This window comes from Bacillus sp. AR8-1 (assembly GCF_008042345.1).
GTDB lineage: Bacteria > Bacillota > Bacilli > Bacillales > Bacillaceae_G > Bacillus_A > Bacillus_A cereus.
Window position 1 is genome coordinate 14,929 of record NZ_QNUB01000032.1, and the last position, 22,478, is coordinate 37,406.

The following is a 22,478-nucleotide window of genomic DNA, read 5'->3' on the forward strand; positions in this document are numbered from 1 at the left end:
AATGACTTGGGGATTTAAAAATCGATTAAATACAATTTTACCTGATGGTAGAGCGGTTATGTTAGCAATAGATCACGGCTACTTTTTAGGGCCAATTCACGGGCTAGAACAACCACTTGAAACAGTTAAAAACTTACTTCCTTATACAGACTCCCTCTTTTTAACACGCGGTGTACTTAGCTCCTGCATTCCTGAAAACTGCAGCACACCGATGGTTATGCGTGTATCCGGTGGCGCTACTGTCGTCGGTAAAGATTTAGCGAATGAAACAATTGTTACACCTGTGAAGGAAGCAGTGAAGCAAAACGCAATTGGCGTTGGCGTTTCTATTTTTGTCGGATCAGACTATGAAACACAAACTGTTACAAATCTCGCAAATGTAGTTTCTGAAGCTCATGATTACGGCCTACCAGTACTAGGCATTACCGCAGTCGCAAAGGAATTACAAAAACGTGAAGCTCGCTTTCTAGCACTTGCTTCCCGCGTATGTGTTGAAATGGGTGCTGATATTATTAAAACGTATTACTGCGAAGGATTCGAAAAAATAACGAGCACATGCCCTGCCCCAGTCGTCATCGCGGGCGGCCCAAAACTAGATTCAATTGAAGACGCATTAAACATTACGTACAATGCATTGCAAGAAGGAGCAATTGGAGTAGACATGGGCCGAAACATATGGCAATCCGAGCACCCAGCTGCGATGATCCAAGCAATACATGGCATTGTGAAAAATGGATTGAATGTGAAAGAGGCACTTGAACTTTATGATGATGTGAAGAATTAATGTGAAAAGACAGACTATTTATTAGTCTGTCTTTTTTGTTAAAATAAAGTAAAGGAGGAATGATTATGCGAAGAATGACTTTCGAACGTCCTACCGATCATTACGATGAACGCTTATACTCTATTGATGAAAAAATTTGCGCCCTATTAAAAGAACGAAAAGAACTTTCAGGTGGTGACCCAGGTTTTCCACATGATGAAGCGATTTATAAATGGGCAAAGCAATACGAATTTTATCCAGACTATCTAAACTCATTATTCTCTTCCATGATGGATGAAGAAGAATTTAAACCTCGCGTTGAACCAACTGAGTTTAAAAAACATGTACCTGTTTTTAAAACTTATGAACATAATGGCGTCATGTATACTGTAACTTTTATTCGGCAATATGCAAATGCTAGTGTAGTTTATTTATATAGCGATTGGGATTCCACGGATGAAGATTTTATTGAAAATAAGCCTCATAGTTTCTTCCAATTATCAATAGATGATACATACGATTGCTGGTCAGAAGGTGGTGGCGGCACCGATGGACATATGAATCATCAATTCGTTATATCTCCTGTCCTTCCTGATAATTTGTCTGGAATAAGCTTACGATTTAAAGAACTCAGTATGCCGTTTAGGAAAGATCAAGCTGTGCTTGAATTTGAAATTCAGATAGACAAATAAGGTGAGACTATAATCAATCCACAAATAGTAAGATAAATAAGGTAATAAAATAAACAAGCCCCTTTCCAAACTGGATAAGGGGCTAAATATACACCTTCAAATGATTACTCTTGGTGATTACTATTAAGCTTTGAAATTTTCTTACCTTCTCTATAATCAAGACAAGACACTTCAATTAATAAGCCATTAAATACTGTAAAATAAAAACCATAACTACTACCTCGCATCGAATAAGGTTCCTTATCTATTTCAATGCCGCCTGCTACTAAACGATTATACGCTTGATCCACTTCATTTGTAGTTTCCACTAAAAAACCAATATGAAAAGCTTCCGGATACGTAACTTCCTTATTCCCTTTAAATGCTTTTGGATCACTTAGCACAAGTATAAATCCACTCTCATCACTCATAACTACAAGTGCTTTCCCTTTTTGTTCCAAAAATTGAAAATCAAAAAATGTTTCAAAGAAATGTCTCGCTTCTGATAAGTCATCAACACATAAATTTAAATGATTCAGCTTCATGTACTCATCTCCTTTTAAACAGAAGGGATATAGACTCATTTTCATAACCCTTAAATATGTAAGGCAAGATATTCAAGCGTTCCATCTAAGACTATGCTTTATAAGTCTAATACTTTTCTCCATAGCCTAGAACGTTTTTTATGACTGCAATTATATAAACCGTTCGACGTGAAATATTAATGTACCTATATAAAATAGTCTCATTATTTATTTTCCAGATTGTGTAGAACCCACTCAACCAGGAAAATTGCTGAAGGGATGCGCTCTGTTGTATCACCTAAAAATAGCTTATTAAGTAACTCATCTAAATGAATTGGCTTATTCGGCAACGTTTGAATATACCTTAAAGCAGATCCCGCTGGCGGTACTGGCTTATTATTAATAGCCCATATCCCTTCTAACAATGTCCAAGTTGACGTATGAACTAAGTATGAAGCTTTTAACTCATCATTTGCTTTTAAAGCAGATTGAATTTTAATAAGCGAACTATGCAACCAATGAGAAATGCCCTTCATTTTGTCACTTGAAACACGATAGTTTTCAAATTCATATGTAGCTATTTCCTTTAACTTTTTTAACTCACCGCTTTTATCAAACAAAATTTTCCCTTCTAGAAATGAGTATAGTTCCATCGGATTGTTTTTAAAGTTTACTTGAATTTGATTAAAATCTGCACCCTTATATTCAACTAAAATATCTTCTCTCATTTCAGAATGAAATTTCTTCTTTTGTCCGTCTTCTAAAAGAATATAGAAGTCTAAATCAGATTCAGGATATGCATCGCCTCTTGCAACAGATCCAATTAGCATGAATCCATTTACCTTTTCCATAGATAAGACTTTCGCTACTATTGTTTGCACTAATTTTTTATGTTGTTCATATGTAATGAATGCAAGTTTTTCTATCATTCCCATCCCCCCAGTAATAAAAAAGAGGATACATGATTGCTTCTACAACATGTATCCTCTGCTTGTATATTACGACTGTTGATAAGCCGATTTCGATGATTTCACATAATAAACTGCATGATCCACATTAATAATATGATCTGGCTTTGGTTTACCACGGCCCGCTCTATGTCCAGCTAAGTGTTCTTCACTTGTTTCCCAGTTTTTCCATGCTTCTTCAGATTCCCAGCGAATCATTACGACAACTTCTTCGTCGCCGCGTCTTACTTTTTTCACGAGAACACTTAAATCGATGAAGCCTTCAAATTTTTCAATAATACCTTCTCCAGTGAAACGTTCTACAACTATATTTGATGTACCTTCTTTTACTGTAAATGTTTTCGTTTCGATAAACATATATCCCACTCCCTCTTTGTTATACGAATACTAGTATTCTTCTATTATAATTGATTATGATAATTATTTTCAATTGTAAAGTTTTAATTTTTTGAATTATGCTGATTTCTTTTCTATCGCCTCATCTAAAAATTTGAAATATGGAAGTAACATCCCTATTAAAGATGTAACACATATAATTGCACCGATGATTACATATAGCACTCTTACTCCCCACATTTCACTCAATATCCCCCCTACTAACACACCTAATGGCATAGCGGATCGTATAAAAAATAAACGCACTGAAAATACTTGTCCTATCATATTATTTGGGACGGTTTGTTGGCATATTGTCGTGTTATGAACATTGAAAAATGCAATACAAATCCCTGCTATTACTTCAATTATTATTGCAATGATAATACTATGATTGAATCCTAATGAAATGTATGTGAGTCCCCCTATAAACAATCCTCCGAGCATAAGTATACGCCGGCTTTTATATGTTACTTTTCCGACTAATACTGAGCCAATTACGTAGCCAAGTGGAAAACCTGCCATGAAATAACCGTACTCTGCATATCCCGCTGACAGCTCGTCTTTTATATATGGAAGATTTGTAACCATCGTTACCCCTACTCCAAACTGTACGAAAGTAAGAAATATACCGAGCCAAACGATGATTGGTTTTCTAAAAAAATATGTAAAACCTTGAAGAAATTGTTCTAACCACGTTTTCCGAATAGGTTGCGACGTTCTATTTTCTTTTATATAAAATAAGAAAGTGCCACTAACAAATAAACATATGCATACGAAAGATAATGTAAGTTCTGTTCCAATCAAATGAATGACTACTCCGCCTAATACTGGCGCAAGAAACATCATAAGGCGAGTCATCCCATCAATATACGCATTTGCATCTTGAAGTTGTTCTTTCCCTACAATGCTCGGTGTAATTGCTTGACTTGCAGGTGTATAAAGTGGTGTAATAAGTCCCACTACAATTTGAACAACATAAATGTGCCAAACTTCTATACTACCCGACACTAGCATCACCAAAGGTAATAAAAATATGGACGCTCGTATCCATTGTGAAAATATCATAATCCACTTCCGGCTCCATTTATCAATAAATGGGCCACTTATTAATTGCAATATGAGTGATGGGATGAAATATAATAGCCACATACTACTTAAAGCCATTTCCGATCCTGTTAATTCATATACTAGAATTGAATTACATAACGTTCCGAAAGCCCCTCCTAATTCTGAGATTGCACTACCAATCCACATAAAAAAGAAAGAACGACTTTTCAATACACTCTTCACTATAGCTCACCAACTTTTCTCTTAAATTCCTCCCTTTATGTACATTCTTGTTGCATATTATCTATTCAAAAACGCTTCTAATTCTTTTGCTAACGACTGTACTGCTTTCTTCCTTAATACATATTTTCCGTCATGTATATCAACTAACTTCGCTGCACGTAACAATTTCAAATGATGGTGTACTGTCGATTTACCAAGCTGCAATCTTTCCGTTATTTCCTGTAAAGTACGTTCTTTTTCAAACAACATTTTTACAATTCGCAATCTCGCTTCATCCCCAAGAGCCTTATGTTTTTGAACTAAAAAATAATTCGGTTCATACGAATCTTCAGGATGAATGCTTTCATTCGCAACTGGATAATGAAATACTTTCGTATCTTCAATATCTGCTTCAATATTCCACGGTCTGTACGTCATTTGCGGAATAAGAAGTACGTGATGAACACTTGGCTCTGGCATATAGTTCACTCCGCCAGTTGCCCATTCGACAAACTCTTCCGGTTTCATCTTTTTATTCATTTCATTTTTTGCTTCATAATCTCGTTTTAATATAGAAAGTATTTCTTCTTCCTCTTTCTTAATTATGCTCTCATACCAACCTGTCATTACAGTGATTAAATGAGATTTCAGCACTTGTACATCTACATCACATATAAAGCTAATATAAGTAGAAAAAAACGGATGATCCTGCGTTAATTCCTTTAGTTCATGTATTGCAGTTACGTTTCCACTTGCCGCTAAAGTTCTTTTTTCTTGGTACTTCTCTCCTAAAAACGGTAAACATATGTACTTCAAACCTTCTTCTGAAAGTAAATCAATTTTAAAATTAAACTGCGATAAATCTTGAAAATCCTCTTCATACAATAACTGAAGCAATGCTTTCCACGTATTATGTTCTTCTACAAACTGTAAGTGTTCTTCCATCTCATCTGTTAATGATTGTCTAATTCCTTTCCATTCACTTTCAGTCTTTTCAAGAGTATCAATTAACCTTTTATGAGTAATTGCTGCAATGCCAAGTGCACATTCGAAAAGTATCGAATATTTCACCTGAACGTTGTATGTTTCCCTCTTTTTACTCTTTATGTGATAGACTTCCATTTTTATCCCCTCCTTGTTTGCTATGTATTAAATTCTATCTTTATCGAATTTTACCTTCTATTCTTTTAGAATTTACAAAAATATAAATTAAACCACATTCATTCTAAATTAAGAAGAATAAGAGCTTTTTTATATACAAATAATAAAGCTCAAGGAGTGGTTGACATGCATTTCATATTAAATATGTTTGGGATTTTCGTTGTCATATTAATCGTTTTCTTATGTTCGCCTAATAAAAAACATATAAAATGGAGACCAATTGTAATCCTCATCATATTGGAGCTTTTTATTACGTGGTTTATGTTGGGCACAAAACTAGGCAGTATTATCATTAATAAAATTGCGTCATTTTTCAGTTGGCTACTGGCATGTGCGAATGAAGGAATTCGATTTGCATTTCCTTCCGCTATGGACAGTCCACACATTGATTTCTTCTTTAGCGCGTTACTTCCTATCATTTTTGTTATCACGTTCTTTGATATTCTTTCTTATTTTGGAATCTTAACTTGGATTATTGATAAAGTAGGTGCAGTTATTTCAAAGATTTCTCGTTTACCAAAGTTAGAAAGTTTCTTTTCGATTCAAATGATGTTTTTAGGAAACACCGAAGCACTTGCGGTTGTTCGTGATCAATTATCTGTTTTAAAAGAAAATCGTTTGTTGACTTTTGGAATTATGAGTATGAGTAGCGTTAGCGGATCCATTCTTGGCGCTTATTTATCAATGGTTCCAGCAACATATATTTTCAGCGCAATCCCATTAAACTGTATTAACGCATTAATTTTAGCCAATGTATTAAATCCTGTGGAAGTTTCGAAAGAAGAAGACGTTGTTTACACACCTTCAAAACATGAAAAAAAGGATTTCTTTTCTACTATTTCAAACAGTATGTTAGTCGGGATGAATATGGTTATCGTTATTTTAGCTATGGTAATTGGTTATGTAGCTTTAACAGCATGTTTAAATGGGATTTTAGGATTTTTTGTAACGGGGTTAACAATTCAAAAAATCTTCTCCATTATCTTTAGTCCTTTTGCATTTTTACTCGGTTTATCAGGCAGTGATGCTATGTATGTAGCTGAATTAATGGGGATCAAAATAACGACGAATGAATTTGTTGCAATGATGGATTTAAAATCAAACTTAAAGTCGCTACAACCGCATACGGTTGCGGTTGCAACGACATTTCTAGCTTCTTTTGCTAACTTTAGTACAGTAGGTATGATTTACGGAACTTACAATTCATTATTTGGCGGAGAAAAATCATCAGTCATCGGTAAAAATGTTTGGAAGCTTCTTGTTAGCGGGATGGCTGTTTCTTTATTAAGTGCTATGCTCGTTGGGCTATTTGTATGGTAAATAATTTTTATAATAAAAGACACTCAAGCCAATTGAGTGTCTTTTATTATTATTTTCGAATTTGTCCATTTCCACGAATTACATATTTTGTAGAAGTTAATGCTGGAAGCCCCATTGGTCCTCTTACGTGTAACTTTTGTGTACTGATACCAATTTCCGCTCCGAATCCAAATTCGGATCCATCTGTAAAACGAGTCGATGCATTATGATAAAGTGCCGCGGCATCTACAGAAGTAAAAAACTTGCTGACGTTTTCCTCGTTTTCAGTAATAATTGCTTCAGAATGCATAGATCCATACGTATTTATATGATGAATCGCTTCTTCAACAGTGGAAACCACTTTCACTGCTAGTGTGAGAGATAAAAACTCAGTTTCCCAGTCTTCTTCTGTCGCAAGTAAGATAGAAGAATCAATCGCCACTGCTTTATTATCACCATGTAGCTCCACTCCTCTTTCCTTCAAGGAAGAAAACAACTCGCTACCATATTGCTCTGCCCAATTCTCATGAAGTACAATCGTCTCAATTGCATTACATACAGATGGACGCTGTGTTTTTGCATTTATAATAATATTAAACGCCATTTGTTTATCTGCTGTTTCATCAATGAATATATGACAATTTCCCGCACCTGTTTCAAGTACTGGAACAGACGCTTCTCTCACAACAGTATCGATTAATTGTTTGCCACCTCTTGGAATAAGAACGTCTAGATAATCCTTCATTGTAAACAACTGCTTTGCGCTATCTCGCGTTGTATCTTCTATAAGCTGGACGCTTTCTTGAGGTAAGCTTGTTTGTTTGAGCGCCCTGTGAATAACGGCAACGATCGCTTTATTAGAATGAATAGCAGAAGAACTACCACGTAATATGACCGCGTTTCCTGTTTTCAAACAAATTGTAGCAGCATCCACTGTTACATTCGGTCTTGCCTCATAAATCATCCCAACAACACCAAGTGGTACGCGCATTTCCTGAATAGATAGTCCATTTGGCCTTTCCCATGCACTTACACATTCTCCTACAGGATCACGTAATTCAATTAGCTGCTTAATCCCTTCTGTCATATCAACAATACGCTGTTCATTCAGCATAAGGCGATCAAGGAGAGAATCAGAAAACCCTTTTGCCTTACCTTCTTCTATATCCCGTTTGTTTTCCTCTAAAATATAAGCTGTTTCACTTATTAATTGATTTGCAATTGCAGCAAGTGCTTCGTTTTTTTGATTTGTAGATTTTAGTACAAGTTCCCTAACAACCTCTTTTGCTTTTATCCCCTTTGCCAACACTTCATTCATTTTTATTTCCTCCTTTTTAAAGTGAAACCCAATGATCCCTATGGATGACTTCATAACTATGTCTCTCGCCTCTTACTTGAATATCTTGGCTTTGCATACCTTTTACATCTCTTAGTTCCTCTGCACTATATGTGCATTGTCCTTTTCCTATTACGCGCCCTTGTTGCGTTACAACCTCTACAACTTCACCCACTTGGAAAAATCCTGATACATTCGTAACACCAGCTGGAAGTAAACTCTTACCATGCTGAATGATGGCAGTAGCTGCCCCAGCATCTACTTCAATTTGTCCGCTAACAAGCGAATGCAAGGCAATCCATTGCTTGTTCATCTTCATTTCTTTTTGAGGGGCATTACCGACATACGTTCCATCACCCTTACCCTTCAAAACATCTACAAACTTTTCCTGTCCACGTCCTGTTCCGATAAATACACTCACACCAAGAGAGAGTGCTGTCTTTGCAGCATCGATTTTTGATTTCATACCGCCAGTCCCAAGTTTTGAGCCAGCATCTCCTGCAAGAGAAGAAATTTCTTCCGTAACTTCAGGAAGAAAATAATATTTTTTTGCATCCGCATTTTTCTGAGGATTTTTGTCATATAACCCGTTCACATCTGTAAAGATCATAAGCATATCCGCCGAAACAAGCCCGCTTACTAAAGCTGACAGCATATCATTATCACCGAACGTCAGCTCCTCTAAAGAGATGGAATCATTTTCATTAATAATTGGAAGAGCGGAACGGTTTAATAATTCTCCTAACGTAGCGTAAGCATTACTATACTGTTCTTTTCTAGAAAAATCACTTCTCGTCAACAAAAGTTGCGCAGTAACGATGCCATATTTACGGAATTCCTCCGTGTACGCCTGCATTAACAAACTTTGTCCGACAGCTGCTGCAGCCTGTTTCCCTTTAATCGTTACAGGTCTGCTAGGATATCCTAGCGCTGAAAAACCTGCAGCGACGGCTCCAGATGTAATTAACACAACCTCGTGCCCATCAGCTTTCAACCGAGCCAATGCGGCAACGTGATCTGAAAGCTGTTCTGTAGAGATGCCTCCGTGACTATCTGCCAAGGAACTACTCCCAATCTTTACAACAACTCGTTGTTTTTTCACTTTTTTATCCCCCAAGTCTAAAATCAAAGTTTTTTATAAATTACACTTCATTCACTTTGTAACTATATCTATTCTCATCAATGCTGCACTGAAGTATTTAAGAGCAAAATAAAAATGACCGCTTCGCCCTTAATAAAATAAAAAGGACGAAACGGTCATTGTTCCGCGGTACCACCTTAATTGATATACATAGATATCCACTTGGTGCCTATAACGCAGGCGAACGCCTAAACTTTCATTTAAGACTCAGGGATAGGTTCGATATATTCTATACGAGGAATCTTTCAGCCGGTGAATTCCACTCTCTTTCGCAAGAAGACATATGTACTAATTCCCTTCAACGATTTTCAATCTAATTTTTTTATATTATGCGATATAGTTCGATTCGGTGTCAAGAGGTATTTTAAAAAATAAATAGAGCCACAAGTTATTTGTATGAAATTATCGCCCTACTGAATGAAAATACAAAATGATATAAGTTTAACTAATATTCATAAACATAAAATCTTAAATTATAGTGTATATATTTACATAATGTCGAATATAATTAATTTTTATCTTTTAGTGTTGCAAAAAGGAATATATTCTCTTAGAATGTTTCTTTATATTGCACAGGGATGTTATTCTTATTCTAAGAAAATAATATCAAACCGATATAATTGATTATAAAAGGAGCAAGATTGAGTTATTATGGATAAACAAATTGGATTCATCGGTTGCGGAAATATGGGAATGGCTATGATTGGCGGAATGATAAACAAAAATATAGTGTCTTCAAATCATATTATTTGTTCAGATTTAAACACTGCTAATTTAAAAAATGCTAGTGAAAAATATGGGCTAACTACAACTACCGACAACAATAAAGTAGCTAAAAATGCTGATATTTTAATTTTATCAATCAAACCAGACCTATACGCATCAATAATTAATGAAATAAAAGAAGTAATCAAAAACGATGCTATCATCATTACGATCGCTGCTGGGAAAAGTATTGAAAGTACTGAAAATGCCTTTAATAAAAAATTAAAGGTTGTAAGAGTAATGCCTAATACTCCTGCTCTTGTTGGAGAAGGAATGTCTGCATTATGCCCTAATGAAATGGTGACAGAAAAAGATTTAGAAGATGTACTAAACATTTTCAATAGTTTTGGTCAAACAGAGATCGTAAGTGAAAAATTAATGGATGTTGTAACATCTGTAAGTGGTTCTTCACCAGCTTATGTATATATGATTATAGAAGCGATGGCAGATGCTGCTGTACTAGATGGTATGCCAAGAAATCAAGCATATAAATTCGCTGCTCAAGCTGTGTTAGGCTCTGCAAAAATGGTACTAGAAACAGGAATACATCCAGGTGAATTGAAAGATATGGTTTGTTCTCCTGGTGGAACGACAATAGAAGCTGTAGCAACATTAGAGGAAAAAGGATTACGAACAGCGATTATTTCAGCTATGCAACGTTGTACGCAAAAGTCTGTTGAACTATCTGGTCAAACTAAAAAATAAAACTATAAAAGAGATTACGTTAGCTATGAATTCACATAATTTTAATTAAAAATTCACTACATGATAAACGGCCAAACTCATATAAAATTGAGCTTGGCCGTTCCGCTTTTTAATTATATTAAAATAATTTCATTCGAATCTTCTTTAAAGGTTCTGTTTTATCCCTTACCTATTCCCTACTATGATTGTGTAATTTTATTAGAAACTAATAATTTTTCAATGCATTTCGGTAACATATCTATTAGTGTTTCAAATGCGTAGTTTACATCTAGACGTTCTGTCCATTGATGTGCATCTTTTCCTACCGGCCCCATATTTAATACTGGAACATCAAACTCTTCTAATTCCTGAAGTGGAATTGAATAACCTTTATCCCATAATGGCATATTGTCTACAAGAGAACTCATTGAATCCAGTGGATACTGCAAGCCTACATAGCTTAAATCTGAAATCCCCCCAAAATAATTTTGGTTTTCAAATGTAATCTTATGATTGTAGTGTGCATACTTTTCCATTTCTACAACTACCTCTTTTATTAAAGGATTGTTGCGCGAACTCACAGCTGGATAGTACGGCGGAGCGAAGAAAAGTACAATCATCGGTGCCTTTTCTTTACATAAAATCGCTAATTTATCTACTAAATCAATCGTTACCGCACGATCATCTTTATCTTCTCTATTTTTTATAATATTAGATTGAATATGATTTATTTTTTCTTTTCCATGTTGCTCAATTGCATATGTGATAAGCTCTTCATAAGTTAATACATTTACTTTAAGATTAGGTGGTATAAATGGATTATATTTAGAAAAACGATATGCATGTTTTTCATACGACTCTTCTATTTTCTCTGCTACTTTCGTTACTTTTTGACGTAACAATGAAACTACATCTGTCATTGATTTTTCTAATAAAAACAAATTAAATAATGTAACTGCACGATGCGGAATTTGTACAGAATAATCCTCCTTTAAGTCCCTTTGAAGTAAGTTAGTTGGCGGAGGACTCGCTTCCCCTTCTACAATATCACAAAGGTCTGTGTTTAACTCTAATTCTGCTGTTATTAATGAAGCCATATAACTCCCATTTAAGCCTGCAAAAGGTTCACCTACATGTGTCTCTTTTCCATAGCAAAGAAAACCAGGTAACACTTTACCAATAGAGCCAGTGTAAATATACTTATTTTGGTCACCAGGATGTCTTGAAAACATAGGCTCTGAGTTTAAGACCGTTTTATAATCTAAGTTATGCTCTCTAGCTAAATCTAACAGTCTTGGAACAGCGGCCCTCATCCCTACAGAATTCACTTCTTCATCTGGTACAGCCAATAAAAGAACATTCCCATCGAATCTTCCTTCACATGCTTGTTCAATCATTGCCATTTGTAATGCTAGACCGCATTTCATATCCATTGTTCCTCTACCAAACAGCCATTCCCCATGTTCTATATCTTCACGTACATGGTCTGGAAGTTCATCTTTATGAGAATAAAACATAGATGTTAACTTTTTAGGATTAAATGCATCTTCTTTCCACACTCCGTAATCTTGTACATCTACAACATCAAAGTGACTTACTAGAATTACAGTATTTTTTATACTATCGCTTTTCTTTACTAGTGCTGTAACAAAATATCGTCCGTCCCCTGTCGGATTTTTTTGTAAATGATGCGGGTTTTCTTTGAAGTACTGTAAATCAGATAACTGTTCCACAACAAAGTCTGGCAATATTACTTCAGCTTCTGAACCGGTAATACTAGGAATTTCAACAAGACCGCTTAATAATTGAATCAATTGTTCTTTTGATTGCCACTTTGACATATAAATCCCCCTATTTTTCCACATTATGAAAACTAATTCCAGTATATGAATAAAAAAATGACGACAGCTATCAAAATTATAGTTCTGATGTACTGCCGATTTTTATTGATATTTCATGAGCCGCTTGTTTTACCTTGCTAATAAGAAAAGATAGTCGATCATCATTAATACGATGACTAATTAACCCAACACTTAATGCTCCTACTACTTTATGATTAAATCCGATAATAGGTGCAGCTACTGAAGCTGTCCCTTCTGTTTTTTCACCATAACTGACAGCATATCCTTCATTTTTTATTTGCTTTATTTGATTAAGAAGAATTTGCTTTTGTTCTGGTAATGAAGAAAGTAAATTTTCTACAATATGTTCCATTTCATTCGTTTTCATATTGGCAAGCATCGTTTTATTTGCGGCACCAATTGAAAGTGGAATTTGTTCCCCTAGATTATCGATAACTCGAATTTTTAAAGGACTATCAATTCTTTCAATGATAATAGAATGTGTTCCGTTTGGAATATTTAAATAGACACTTTCCTCCACTTCAGCAGCTAAACGTTTCATCACTTCTCTTGCAACAGATCTGTAGTCTACCTTCTCCAATTGACGTAACCCTATTTCCATCCACATTGGTCCAATTTTGTACTGTTTTGTCTCTGAAATTTGTGTAACTAACCCATGCTCCATTAAAGAGTTAAGTAATCTATGTACTGTACTAACCGGGAGATGTGTTCCATCAGCTATATCAGAAATAGCCCAATACTCTTTTTCATTTGTAGAATTCAATAATTTAATAATACTTATCGCTCGATCAATGGACTGTACCATAACTCGCCTCAACTTTACTCGTAATATGTTAGTATGCTTAATTAACTATCAATTTAGCAAACATTCGAAATGAAATCAATCTATTTATTTAATTTTCTAACAATAAAAACATATCACTAACAAAGAATTGAAAACGCAAACAAAAAAACATTGACTTTTCTTTTTAATTATCTGAAAATTATAACAAGATTTCACATCACGGAATACATTCCATAATACGGAAAAACATCAAACTTTATTCTATCAACTATGAAAGTGAGGAAAACAATGGCGCAAGTAAGCAATACAAACAATGAATTAAAACGGACGATGAAAAGTAGACACTTATTCATGATTGCACTCGGTGGTGTGATTGGAACGGGGTTATTTAACGGATCTGGCTTTATTATAAGTCAAGCTGGACCTGGCGGATCCGTACTTGCCTTTATGGCCGGTGGATTATTAATGTATTTCGTTATGCTATGTCTTGGTGAACTTGCTGTAGCCATGCCTGTTTCAGGTTCTTTCCAAGAATATGCCACTAAGTTCATCAATCCTGCAACTGGCTTTACAATCGGATGGTTGTATTGGTTAAGCTGGGCGAATACGACCGGTCTTGAATTTACAACTGCCGGCATTACAATGCAGCGCTGGTTTCCTGATATTCCTGTTTGGGTTTGGTGTTTAATATTTGGCGTTACAATCTTCACTATTAACGCATTATCTGCTCGTAGTTATGCAGAAACAGAATTTTGGTTTTCAAGTATAAAAGTATCTGCCATTATCGCTTTCATTATTCTTGGCGGCGCCGCTATGTTCGGTTTTATTGATTTAAAAGGTGACGAACCCGCTCCGCTATTATCAAATTTCGTAAATCATGGTGGTTTATTCCCAAATGGACTTGCCGCTATTCTTTTAACAATGGTTACAGTCAACTATTCCTTCCAAGGTACAGAACTTGTTGGAATCGCAGCAGGTGAAAGTGAAGATCCAGCAAAAACTTTACCTCGTTCTATTAGAAATATTATATGGCGCACGATGTTTTTCTTCGTCTTAGCAATCTTTGTTCTTGTTGCTTTAATTCCTTGGGAAGAAGCTGGATTAACAAAGAGCCCATTCGTTGCTGTTTTTGATAATATCGGTATTCCATATGCAGCTGATATTATGAACTTTGTTATTCTTACTGCTGTTCTTTCTGTTGCAAACTCAGGACTATACGCTGCTACTCGAATGCTTTGGTCTTTATCAAAAAACGAAATGGCTCCAGCCTTTTTAAAGAAATTATCATCACGTGGGATTCCTCTCAACGCTTTAATCATGACGATAGCTATTTCTGCTTTTTCTCTTTTGACAAGCGTAGTAGCTGCTGAAACTGTTTACTTGTGGCTCATTTCAATTTCCGGAGTCATTACCATTATTGTTTGGATGTCAATTTGTGTTTCTCAATTCTTTTTCCGCAAACATTATTTAGCAGACGGCGGAAAATTAGAAGACTTAAAATTTAAAACGCCACTTTATCCACTCGTACCAATTCTTGGTTTTGGATTGTATGGCATTATATTAATCAGTCTTATTTTTATCCCAGAACAACGACTTGGAATCTATTGCACTGTCCCATTTATCATCTTTTGCTACACTTACTATCACTTTAAAGTTAAGAAAAGAAATTCTACTAACACTCATAGTGAAACTAAAATTAGCGAGACTTCGTAATATTTGACGATACATAAAAGACCACACATGGCGTTTCACTTCATGTGTGGTCTTTTATCGTTCCTTCTCTCATTTCCCCCTACTATTGAAAGAATTATTTATAACACTTTAAGTTCTGGATTGCTCAGGTGAACTTTGGGTTGAAAAATGAGCATTTCTATACCTTTCCCAAAATTTCAAGTTCTGCTAATGATGTTGTAGAAAGTGTTAATGTAGTAAATACTATAATACTAACAATTACTATTTTTACTATTCATAAGTTGATGATTCTGCTTACTATTACTGTTTTGTTTTGATATATTTAATATATATTTAAAGACAGACAGGAGTTAGATACGATGATAAAAGGTTTTGGAGGAATATTTTGGAGAACTAAGAATCTTGAAGTTATAAAAAAATGGTACAGTGAAGTGTTGAAACTTGATATAGAAGATTGGAATGGAACTGTGATTAAACCCCAGTTAGGAAATGAGACCATCTTTTCTTTCTTTACAGAGAATGACAATTATTTTCCAAAAGAACAACAAGTGATGTTAAATTTCGAAGTACATAATCTAAACGAGACTATAAAGCATCTTGAGAATATTGGTGTACCTCTTGAGAAGAAAGAAGAAATCAGTGAATTTGGACAGTTTATTTGGATTAAGGATCCTGAAGGTCGATTGATCGAACTTTGGGAGAAATAGTGGATTCTACTTATTTACTATTAAGTTAACAGCTGCGTTAATACATCAAGGTAAATAAAAAAGTCGATTCCTTTAACTCCACAGGAAATCGATTTTTTTTTGGAGTTAAACTTCTTAGCTTTGTAAATCCTCATTTTTCAAATTCTACCCTATGGCCACCAACTTAAAAACATAAAAAAACGCTATTCTTACGAAAAGAATAGCGTTTTTCATTATTTAAATATGATTTCATCTGAATTTAATAGATATATCCCCTCTCCTACAAAAGTAGTAGAGTGTTCATTTAAACACTTACTACCTCAGTGGGATTTATCACATTCCAATTTCAATATAATAGTAAATAGGTATATCGGATATAGATGTACATTACTAGGCTTATACATATTTCAACTTTAGAATTACATTCACTATTTAATTGGTAGTTACCAATAAAGAAAGGAATGATCATAATAATACAGAACATATACGAAACTCATTTACATGTAAGAAATTTAGAAAACGCAATAAATTTCTATCAAAACAAGCTAGGATTAACGTTAGCAAGAAAATTCTCCAAAAGAAGAGTGGCTTTCTTTTGGGTCGGAGAAAATAAACAACAAATGCTTGGACTATGGGAAGTACATAACATTGAAGACTTTGAGCCGAGACATTTTGCTTTTGGTGTAAATTTAGAGTTTTTAATGACTTCTAAAGCGTGGTTAGAGGAACGTGGAATAGCAGTGATAGGAAGTCAAGGAAAAGGAAATCAAAAGCCAATTGTCCAAAGGTGGATGCCTGCTGCAAGTGTATACTTTCTAGATTGTGATGGAAATAAATTAGAATTCATTTCTATGTTACATAAGAATCCAGATGAATTAGAATATGCGTCCTATTTAAGTGTATGGAATGAGGAACACCAAGAAAAATGAATGGAATTTCCGTTCAAGTCTTTTCTTATTTTTGGATATAATGTTGTACGATTCCCCATTTACTATAAATTTGTTAACATAATGCATTTACTGTCATCTTATATTTGTACTTACGTACGAGCTATTCCTAATCTGCTTCAATTACAATTTGAATTATGTAAATTTTCTTCTTATCTGGCATCTACTCTTTAAACACAAACTCCCCTTAAATCGAAAATGATTAAGGGGAGTATTATATACGATGCAATTATAGTTCAGATTTCACTCGAACAGAAACATTATTTTTAATTATATTTTTGACATCTTTAAAGCTAACAAAATTGTTACTTTTCTCATCCCAAAGGCGGAAACGTAGTGATTGTAAGCTTGTAGCAAGCGTAATCGTTGGTACATTTTTTAACGGAAGCGTATTATTGTGTGCCTCTTCTAGTTTATAGTTAGGTACTCTTGGGCTTAAATGGTGAACATGATGGAATCCAATATTACCCGTTAGAAATTGCAAAATTTTAGGAAGCTTATAAAAAGAACTTCCTTCCACTGCCGCTTTCACATATTCCCAATCTTTATCCTCTTCAAAATAAGAATCCTCAAATGTGTGCTGTACGTAAAACAACCAAATCCCTACTGAACCTGCTATTAAAAATATAGAACCATGTACTAAAAGAAACGATTGCCATCCAATTGCCCAGCAAAGCATTCCTATAATAGCAACGATTAAAATATTCGTTAAATAAGTGTTCATACGTTCTTTTTTTCTAGCACCTTTTCGGTTAAATCTATTTTTAAGCAGGAAAACATAAATCGGGCCTAACCCAAACATAACGAATGGATTGCGATATAAACGATATGCTAAACGGAGTCTAAATGGTGCAGCTACATATTCATCAACTGTAAGCGTCCAAATATCCCCTGTACCCCTCTTATCCAAATTACCACTTGTAGCGTGGTGAATAGAATGTTCATGCCCCCACTGATCAAATGGGAATAATGTTAAAACACCCATACACGTTCCAACTATTCTATTTGCACGTCGACTTTTAAAGAACGAATAATGGGTGCAATCATGAAAAATAATGAAAATCCTTGTCATAAATCCAGCGGCTAACAGTGCTGGAACTAATGTTAACCAATAAGAAACTGACAAACTTTTATAAGCAAGGTACCATAAAATAATAAATGGCACGATTGTGTTGATCAGTTGCCAAACACTTTTTTTAATCGTTGATTTTTCAAAAGGAGCAACTTGTTTTTTTAAATTTTTAGTATTTTCTAAGGTCATTGTTCTAATTCCTTTCCTTTTTGTTGCTAATTCATATTATAGCACACTATTAGTATCAGGTGTTAAAAGTAGCTATAATAAATATTTTATACTATGAAAATCTCTTTTTTCTTACTCATTACTTACAAATTTCTTACGTCCAAAATAGCTTCTATAATTGGACAGACGGAGCATTTTATGTATCAAAGAAACTTCGAATTTTTCCAATAAGTACATAAAAAAACAGAGAGTTTTTTCACAAGAAGAAAAGAGCTGTCATAAGTCAGTTTCACCGACTTGTGGCAGCTCCTCTTCGTTTTACCTTATTTTATCGATGAAGCCAAACCGCACCTGCAGACTTGTCTTCAGCTTGGCCTACTACTTCAAACTTCAGTCCTAGTTTCGGCAACTTACGTCCTGCATCAGGAATGATGCTGTTGATATATTGCTTAGAATCATCAAATTTTGCCACTCCTGGTAATCCTTTATAATCAAAGATACCGCGAGTTGGTGAATTTACTTTCCATGCTGGTGTTTGATCAAATGAGAATGCCGCATCGGCAATTTGATAACGCGTACTGCTCTTCACAGTAGGTTGTCCGTTTAATGTCCCTACAATTGCCTCTGGATGGGAATCTACTACTCCTAAGAACCCTTCACCTGGATGAACGCCTACCCAGTTATCTGTAAAGCTTTGATCCGCATACCATACAACCATTCCTGTATTAAATACTGGGCCACGTGCATGTTGTAACGCAGTGTCAGAACCAGCGTAATTTCTCCACTCTACATAGTAAATATGTTTTTTCTGTTCAAATCCGTTAGACACAGTAAAGCCTTTTAACGTCATTGCTGGCTGACCTTCTGCATCATCAGAGAAAACAACTTTTCCATCTACAGTTAATGCTGCATTATCTAACGCAAATCCTTTATAAGCTACTGCAATATCTGTTAAGTACTCAAATTGCAGTTTTACTTTTTTTCCTTTGAATTGGCTTAAATCGTATGATTTATCAACCCACTTACCATCAGTTGTATCCGCGCCGCCTTTTACATCTTTTTCGCCCATTCTATCAATGCGTGTCTTCGTTCCATCTTCTGCAATCGCATATACGTCAAGGAAATCATACTTCGCTTCAAGTTCGTAAAATGCCTTATAATCGAACTTAGCATCCTTTGCATTTGTTAAGTCAAATACTGGTGTCTCAAGTGTTGTATGAATGTCATTTCCTTTTGTACTATAATAGAACTTCTTACCAAACGCCGATTCGATATTTTTTATATCTTTGTCCGGCAAGTTAACACGAACGATTCCAGGTCGTTTAGATTTTGTAGTACTTTGATCTACATATGTCGCAACACCGATGCCTTTGCTAAGTTTATCATAATCTACTTCAAGGATATTCGCCCAATTCCCCTTCATATTCTTTTGGAAAAACTCTTTATTTTGTGGTGAGAAACTCGTTGGCTCTGTTCCTGCAATTTTTCCAGCCCAGCTACCACCACTCATAATAGACCATGACTCAACAGGTTCACCTTGTCCTGAGTACTTTGTATCATATTCATCTGGTAAGCCTAAATCATGGCCATACTCATGTGCAAACACACCAACCGCTCCGTCTTCAGGCTCGATTGTATAATCGTATGCAGCCATCTTTCCGCCCCAGTTCGAAACAGAAGATTTCGTGCCATCAATTGCATATGGTTTTGAACCTAGTTTTGAACGATGTGACCAAATCGCATCATCTTTCAATTTACCGCCGCCAGCTTCTTGACCAACGCCAGCATGTACAACCATTAAATGATCAATAATTCCATCTGGCTCATTTTTATTTCCATCACCATCTTGATCGTATTGATCAAATTGGTCATAGTCTGCTAAATTGATTCCTTTTGCTACCGCTGCTTTTAATGCTTCTTTCACAAAATCTTTTGGTCCTAAAGGCCCCTTGTTATCATGCCCAGTACCCGCATCAGCACCATAATCTGATGCTTTTCCTGGAACAGTAAGCCATTCTGTTACAGTCCCATCAACTGTATAGCTACCACCAGATTGTTCTTCATAATATTGCTTAAATGTGTTAATCTTCGATCCATCAAATAAAGTGAATGGTTCATCACCAAATAACATTTTTTGATAATGTTCACGATTAAAGTCCTTAGAATACATGTATCCTGGCTCTTGATCAATATTGTTATGCTTAAAATCGCTAAATTCTACAAGTAAAACAAGTACTTTATCTTTTCGAACAGCTCCATTGTATTCTTCTTGCTTCGCTGATGTAGTAGGTACTTTTCCATTTAATTTCCCTGGATTTAATGCTGCACCTTGTCCAGCTACTGGGCCTATTTCAGGCTGCTGTGCCTGTTCATTTTCCTTCATTTTTGCATCTTTTACTTTTTTCATAAAATCAGAAGCTTCTTGTGTAAGACTATCTCCTGTTAAGATTTCTTTCCCAGGGTTTTCCCCTTTCTTTTTCTCAACATATTTTTCGACAGCTTTTGACGTCTCAGCTTGTGATGCAGATTGATCAATTACCCCCCGTTGTTTTAGCGCTTCTGCCAAACGCTCCTCCGGTATTAAGTGCTCATCTATTGGTAGAGATGATGTTGGTGTCTCAGCATACGCTGCGTGACCTCCAAAAGCAAACGTACTACTTAGTACCGCTGCTGTTGTTAATACCGCTAATGGTTTTAATTTCTTTTTCAATGTATTTCCTCCCCAGTGTCTGCAAATTATCGTTTTTTGCCGATAACAACATAATATTCGTTATAATACGAATATTCAATATTTTTCAACAAATAAAATGTTGAGAAATATTTTTTTATGCAGAGTGAAATACAAAAGATAGAAAAACAAACAGGCTCTCCTATAAATAACAGTGAACTTTTATATGTTCTTAGTTACAATCAAAATCCAGTAAATCTGAGATTTATATTTTTTTAATAAAAATAAGAATTAAATATTTTCTATACTATTTAATCTATGGATTACCACATTACTCACTATTCTCATTATTACAAGCTAATAGTGGTTCGTACATCATTATAGCGTGATTCTCCGTTACATATTGATCTTCTATTAACTGTTTCTGTTGATTATATACTTTACGTTGAATCACATTATGTCGTATATAACCGCCCCAGTATGCAGGTTGAATTGAGTGTTCTTTCTCATACACTTCATATTGATAAAGTTGCGGATAGACTGTTCTCCATTCACCAACTAAATATTCATCTGTCATATAAAGGTGAAGTTGATACGGTTGGTCCGTTTCATTTTTAATTTGTAAATCCAAATAGTTATAGGAACAAGTCGCTCCACTCCCAAACGGTTGAGTTCGCCTAGAATCAGGAAAGACATCAAAGCTATGACGATATCGTTCTGTTACTGTCAGTGGTGTATGTAAAGTCATCCAATATATTAAATTCGAAAGCTGACAAAGACCTCCTCCAATACCTGTTTGAAAAGATCCGTAGTGTAATACCATACCTTCTACATACCCTTTTTTCCTCGTAGGCTTACCTATTAAACGCCAGTAAGAAAATGTTTCTCCTGGTCTAATGACGATACCATTTAGTTTTTTAACAGCAATTTTCAAATTAACAACCTTATTCTGTTGATACCACATATCTACATCTTTGAGCTTACGAAGTAATATCGTTCGGTGCTGAATTGCTGTACAAGGTAGCTTTTCTTGTTGGAGCCTTTTTGCATATGTTTTTCCGTCTACTAACCACTGAATGTATCTCTTTGTAGAGTAATACCACGTCCCTAGCATAATGCGATACTTAGACCGCTGTTTAGGACGTAAGTGCACTATATTCATTTTATTCCCTCTCTCTTTCTTCAACTAAATTCTAATATACCTCTAATTCAATGAACTACAGTTTTCTTAGCTGCATAATAATTTTCGTAAATAAAGTGAAACTTTAATTAGCCCTCACCAATCGGGCTTTTACAGGCAGCCCGATCCCCACCTAACTTCTTTGCTTTCGCTGAATTTTGAGGTGGGGGTCTTACTGCCCAGCAAATAGCGGGATAAAAAAGACGCAAAAAAATAATAAATTTACTCTAGTGGAGATTTTATTTTGATGATTGCTTTATAATTATATGAAACTGCGCTACAATACGATAAATTGAAATAAACATATTATAAATATAACGAATAATATTAAATAAGAAATAATGAAAATTAAAGAAATTCTAAAGTATTAATATATTTTTCATAAATATTAATTGATAATACATTAGACTTTACTATATGTATAAATTCTCTATTCTACAAAACGAAATTTTTTAATGTA

Annotated in this window: 19 protein-coding genes and 1 other annotated feature; of the genes, 7 read left to right on the forward strand and 12 right to left on the reverse strand. The window is 35.0% G+C overall.

Annotation, left to right across the window (positions count from 1 at the left end; genetic code table 11):
• Position 1: 1 nt before the first annotated feature.
• Positions 2-784: a 3-hydroxy-5-phosphonooxypentane-2,4-dione thiolase gene (gene lsrF, locus DN400_RS21345; protein WP_147801913.1), complete on the forward strand. Its 783-nt coding sequence runs from the start codon at positions 2-4 to the stop codon at positions 782-784.
• A gap of 65 nt (positions 785-849) precedes the next feature.
• Complete coding sequence (locus DN400_RS21350; protein WP_044782826.1) at positions 850-1,455, forward strand: hypothetical protein; 606 nt, start codon at positions 850-852, stop codon at positions 1,453-1,455.
• Between the two features lie 104 nt (positions 1,456-1,559).
• Here the strand turns inward: DN400_RS21350 and DN400_RS21355 are convergent, their stop codons facing one another.
• The 5 genes from DN400_RS21355 to DN400_RS21375 all read right to left on the reverse strand — a co-directional run bounded on the left by DN400_RS21355 (position 1,560) and on the right by DN400_RS21375 (position 5,695).
• The gene (locus DN400_RS21355) at positions 1,560-1,979 is read right to left on the reverse strand and encodes a VOC family protein (RefSeq protein WP_000773089.1); all 420 of its coding nucleotides are present in this window, start codon (positions 1,977-1,979) and stop codon (positions 1,560-1,562) included.
• A 203-nt stretch (positions 1,980-2,182) separates the two neighbouring features.
• Positions 2,183-2,887 (reverse strand): nucleotidyltransferase family protein, encoded by a 705-nt coding sequence (locus tag DN400_RS21360; protein ID WP_097997389.1) that lies wholly within the window; start codon positions 2,885-2,887, stop codon positions 2,183-2,185.
• A gap of 69 nt (positions 2,888-2,956) precedes the next feature.
• On the reverse strand, positions 2,957-3,283 hold the full coding sequence (hmoA, locus tag DN400_RS21365) for a heme-degrading monooxygenase HmoA (RefSeq protein WP_000469498.1): 327 nt from the start codon (positions 3,281-3,283) through the stop codon (positions 2,957-2,959).
• A gap of 96 nt (positions 3,284-3,379) precedes the next feature.
• Positions 3,380-4,594: an MFS transporter gene (locus DN400_RS21370; protein ID WP_000843855.1), complete on the reverse strand. Its 1,215-nt coding sequence runs from the start codon at positions 4,592-4,594 to the stop codon at positions 3,380-3,382.
• 57 nt (positions 4,595-4,651) lie between these two features.
• A complete protein-coding gene (locus tag DN400_RS21375) occupies positions 4,652-5,695 on the reverse strand; it encodes an ArsR/SmtB family transcription factor (protein WP_061660022.1) in 1,044 nt (347 codons plus the stop codon).
• Between the two features lie 165 nt (positions 5,696-5,860).
• On the opposite strand from DN400_RS21375, the gene DN400_RS21380 reads away from it, so the two are divergent.
• Complete coding sequence (locus tag DN400_RS21380) at positions 5,861-7,054, forward strand: NupC/NupG family nucleoside CNT transporter (protein WP_147801914.1); 1,194 nt, start codon at positions 5,861-5,863, stop codon at positions 7,052-7,054.
• A 49-nt stretch (positions 7,055-7,103) separates the two neighbouring features.
• Here the strand turns inward: DN400_RS21380 and DN400_RS21385 are convergent, their stop codons facing one another.
• Positions 7,104-8,351 carry a glutamate-5-semialdehyde dehydrogenase gene (locus DN400_RS21385; RefSeq protein WP_098851016.1) on the reverse strand — a complete coding sequence of 416 codons (1,248 nt, stop codon included), beginning with the start codon at positions 8,349-8,351 and terminating at the stop codon, positions 7,104-7,106.
• Positions 8,352-8,367: 16 nt separating this feature from the next.
• Positions 8,368-9,471: a glutamate 5-kinase gene (gene proB / locus DN400_RS21390; RefSeq protein WP_000744798.1), complete on the reverse strand. Its 1,104-nt coding sequence runs from the start codon at positions 9,469-9,471 to the stop codon at positions 8,368-8,370.
• Positions 9,472-9,610: 139 nt separating this feature from the next.
• Positions 9,611-9,821, reverse strand: a binding site (T-box leader).
• A gap of 340 nt (positions 9,822-10,161) precedes the next feature.
• Here proB and proC point away from each other — a divergent pair.
• Positions 10,162-10,980 (forward strand): pyrroline-5-carboxylate reductase, encoded by an 819-nt coding sequence (gene proC / locus DN400_RS21395; protein ID WP_000360722.1) that lies wholly within the window; start codon positions 10,162-10,164, stop codon positions 10,978-10,980.
• 179 nt (positions 10,981-11,159) lie between these two features.
• Here proC and DN400_RS21400 read toward each other — a convergent pair whose 3' ends face one another.
• Positions 11,160-12,824 (reverse strand): M20/M25/M40 family metallo-hydrolase, encoded by a 1,665-nt coding sequence (locus DN400_RS21400; RefSeq protein ID WP_141527858.1) that lies wholly within the window; start codon positions 12,822-12,824, stop codon positions 11,160-11,162.
• A 52-nt stretch (positions 12,825-12,876) separates the two neighbouring features.
• Positions 12,877-13,626, reverse strand: coding sequence for an IclR family transcriptional regulator (locus DN400_RS21405; RefSeq protein ID WP_000250751.1), 750 nt, complete (start codon positions 13,624-13,626; stop codon positions 12,877-12,879).
• Between the two features lie 267 nt (positions 13,627-13,893).
• Here DN400_RS21405 and DN400_RS21415 point away from each other — a divergent pair, with 267 nt between their 5' ends.
• The 3 genes from DN400_RS21415 (at position 13,894) to DN400_RS21425 (ending at position 16,912) form a co-directional block, all read left to right on the forward strand.
• Positions 13,894-15,318 (forward strand): amino acid permease, encoded by a 1,425-nt coding sequence (locus DN400_RS21415; RefSeq protein WP_000079995.1) that lies wholly within the window; start codon positions 13,894-13,896, stop codon positions 15,316-15,318.
• A 338-nt stretch (positions 15,319-15,656) separates the two neighbouring features.
• A complete protein-coding gene (locus tag DN400_RS21420; RefSeq protein ID WP_000589591.1) occupies positions 15,657-16,004 on the forward strand; it encodes a VOC family protein in 348 nt (115 codons plus the stop codon).
• Between the two features lie 449 nt (positions 16,005-16,453).
• Positions 16,454-16,912, forward strand: coding sequence for a VOC family protein (locus DN400_RS21425; protein ID WP_033657522.1), 459 nt, complete (start codon positions 16,454-16,456; stop codon positions 16,910-16,912).
• Positions 16,913-17,159: 247 nt separating this feature from the next.
• Here the strand turns inward: DN400_RS21425 and desA are convergent, their stop codons facing one another.
• The 3 genes from desA to DN400_RS21440 all read right to left on the reverse strand — a co-directional run bounded on the left by desA (position 17,160) and on the right by DN400_RS21440 (position 22,000).
• Entirely contained in the window at positions 17,160-18,191 is a 1,032-nt protein-coding gene (gene desA, locus DN400_RS21430) for a Delta(5) desaturase DesA (protein WP_000171498.1), read from the reverse strand.
• Positions 18,192-18,498: 307 nt separating this feature from the next.
• Entirely contained in the window at positions 18,499-20,880 is a 2,382-nt protein-coding gene (locus tag DN400_RS21435; RefSeq protein WP_098256231.1) for an immune inhibitor A domain-containing protein, read from the reverse strand.
• A 289-nt stretch (positions 20,881-21,169) separates the two neighbouring features.
• The gene (locus tag DN400_RS21440; protein WP_016081140.1) at positions 21,170-22,000 is read right to left on the reverse strand and encodes a VanW family protein; all 831 of its coding nucleotides are present in this window, start codon (positions 21,998-22,000) and stop codon (positions 21,170-21,172) included.
• Between the last annotated feature and the right edge of the window lie 478 nt (positions 22,001-22,478).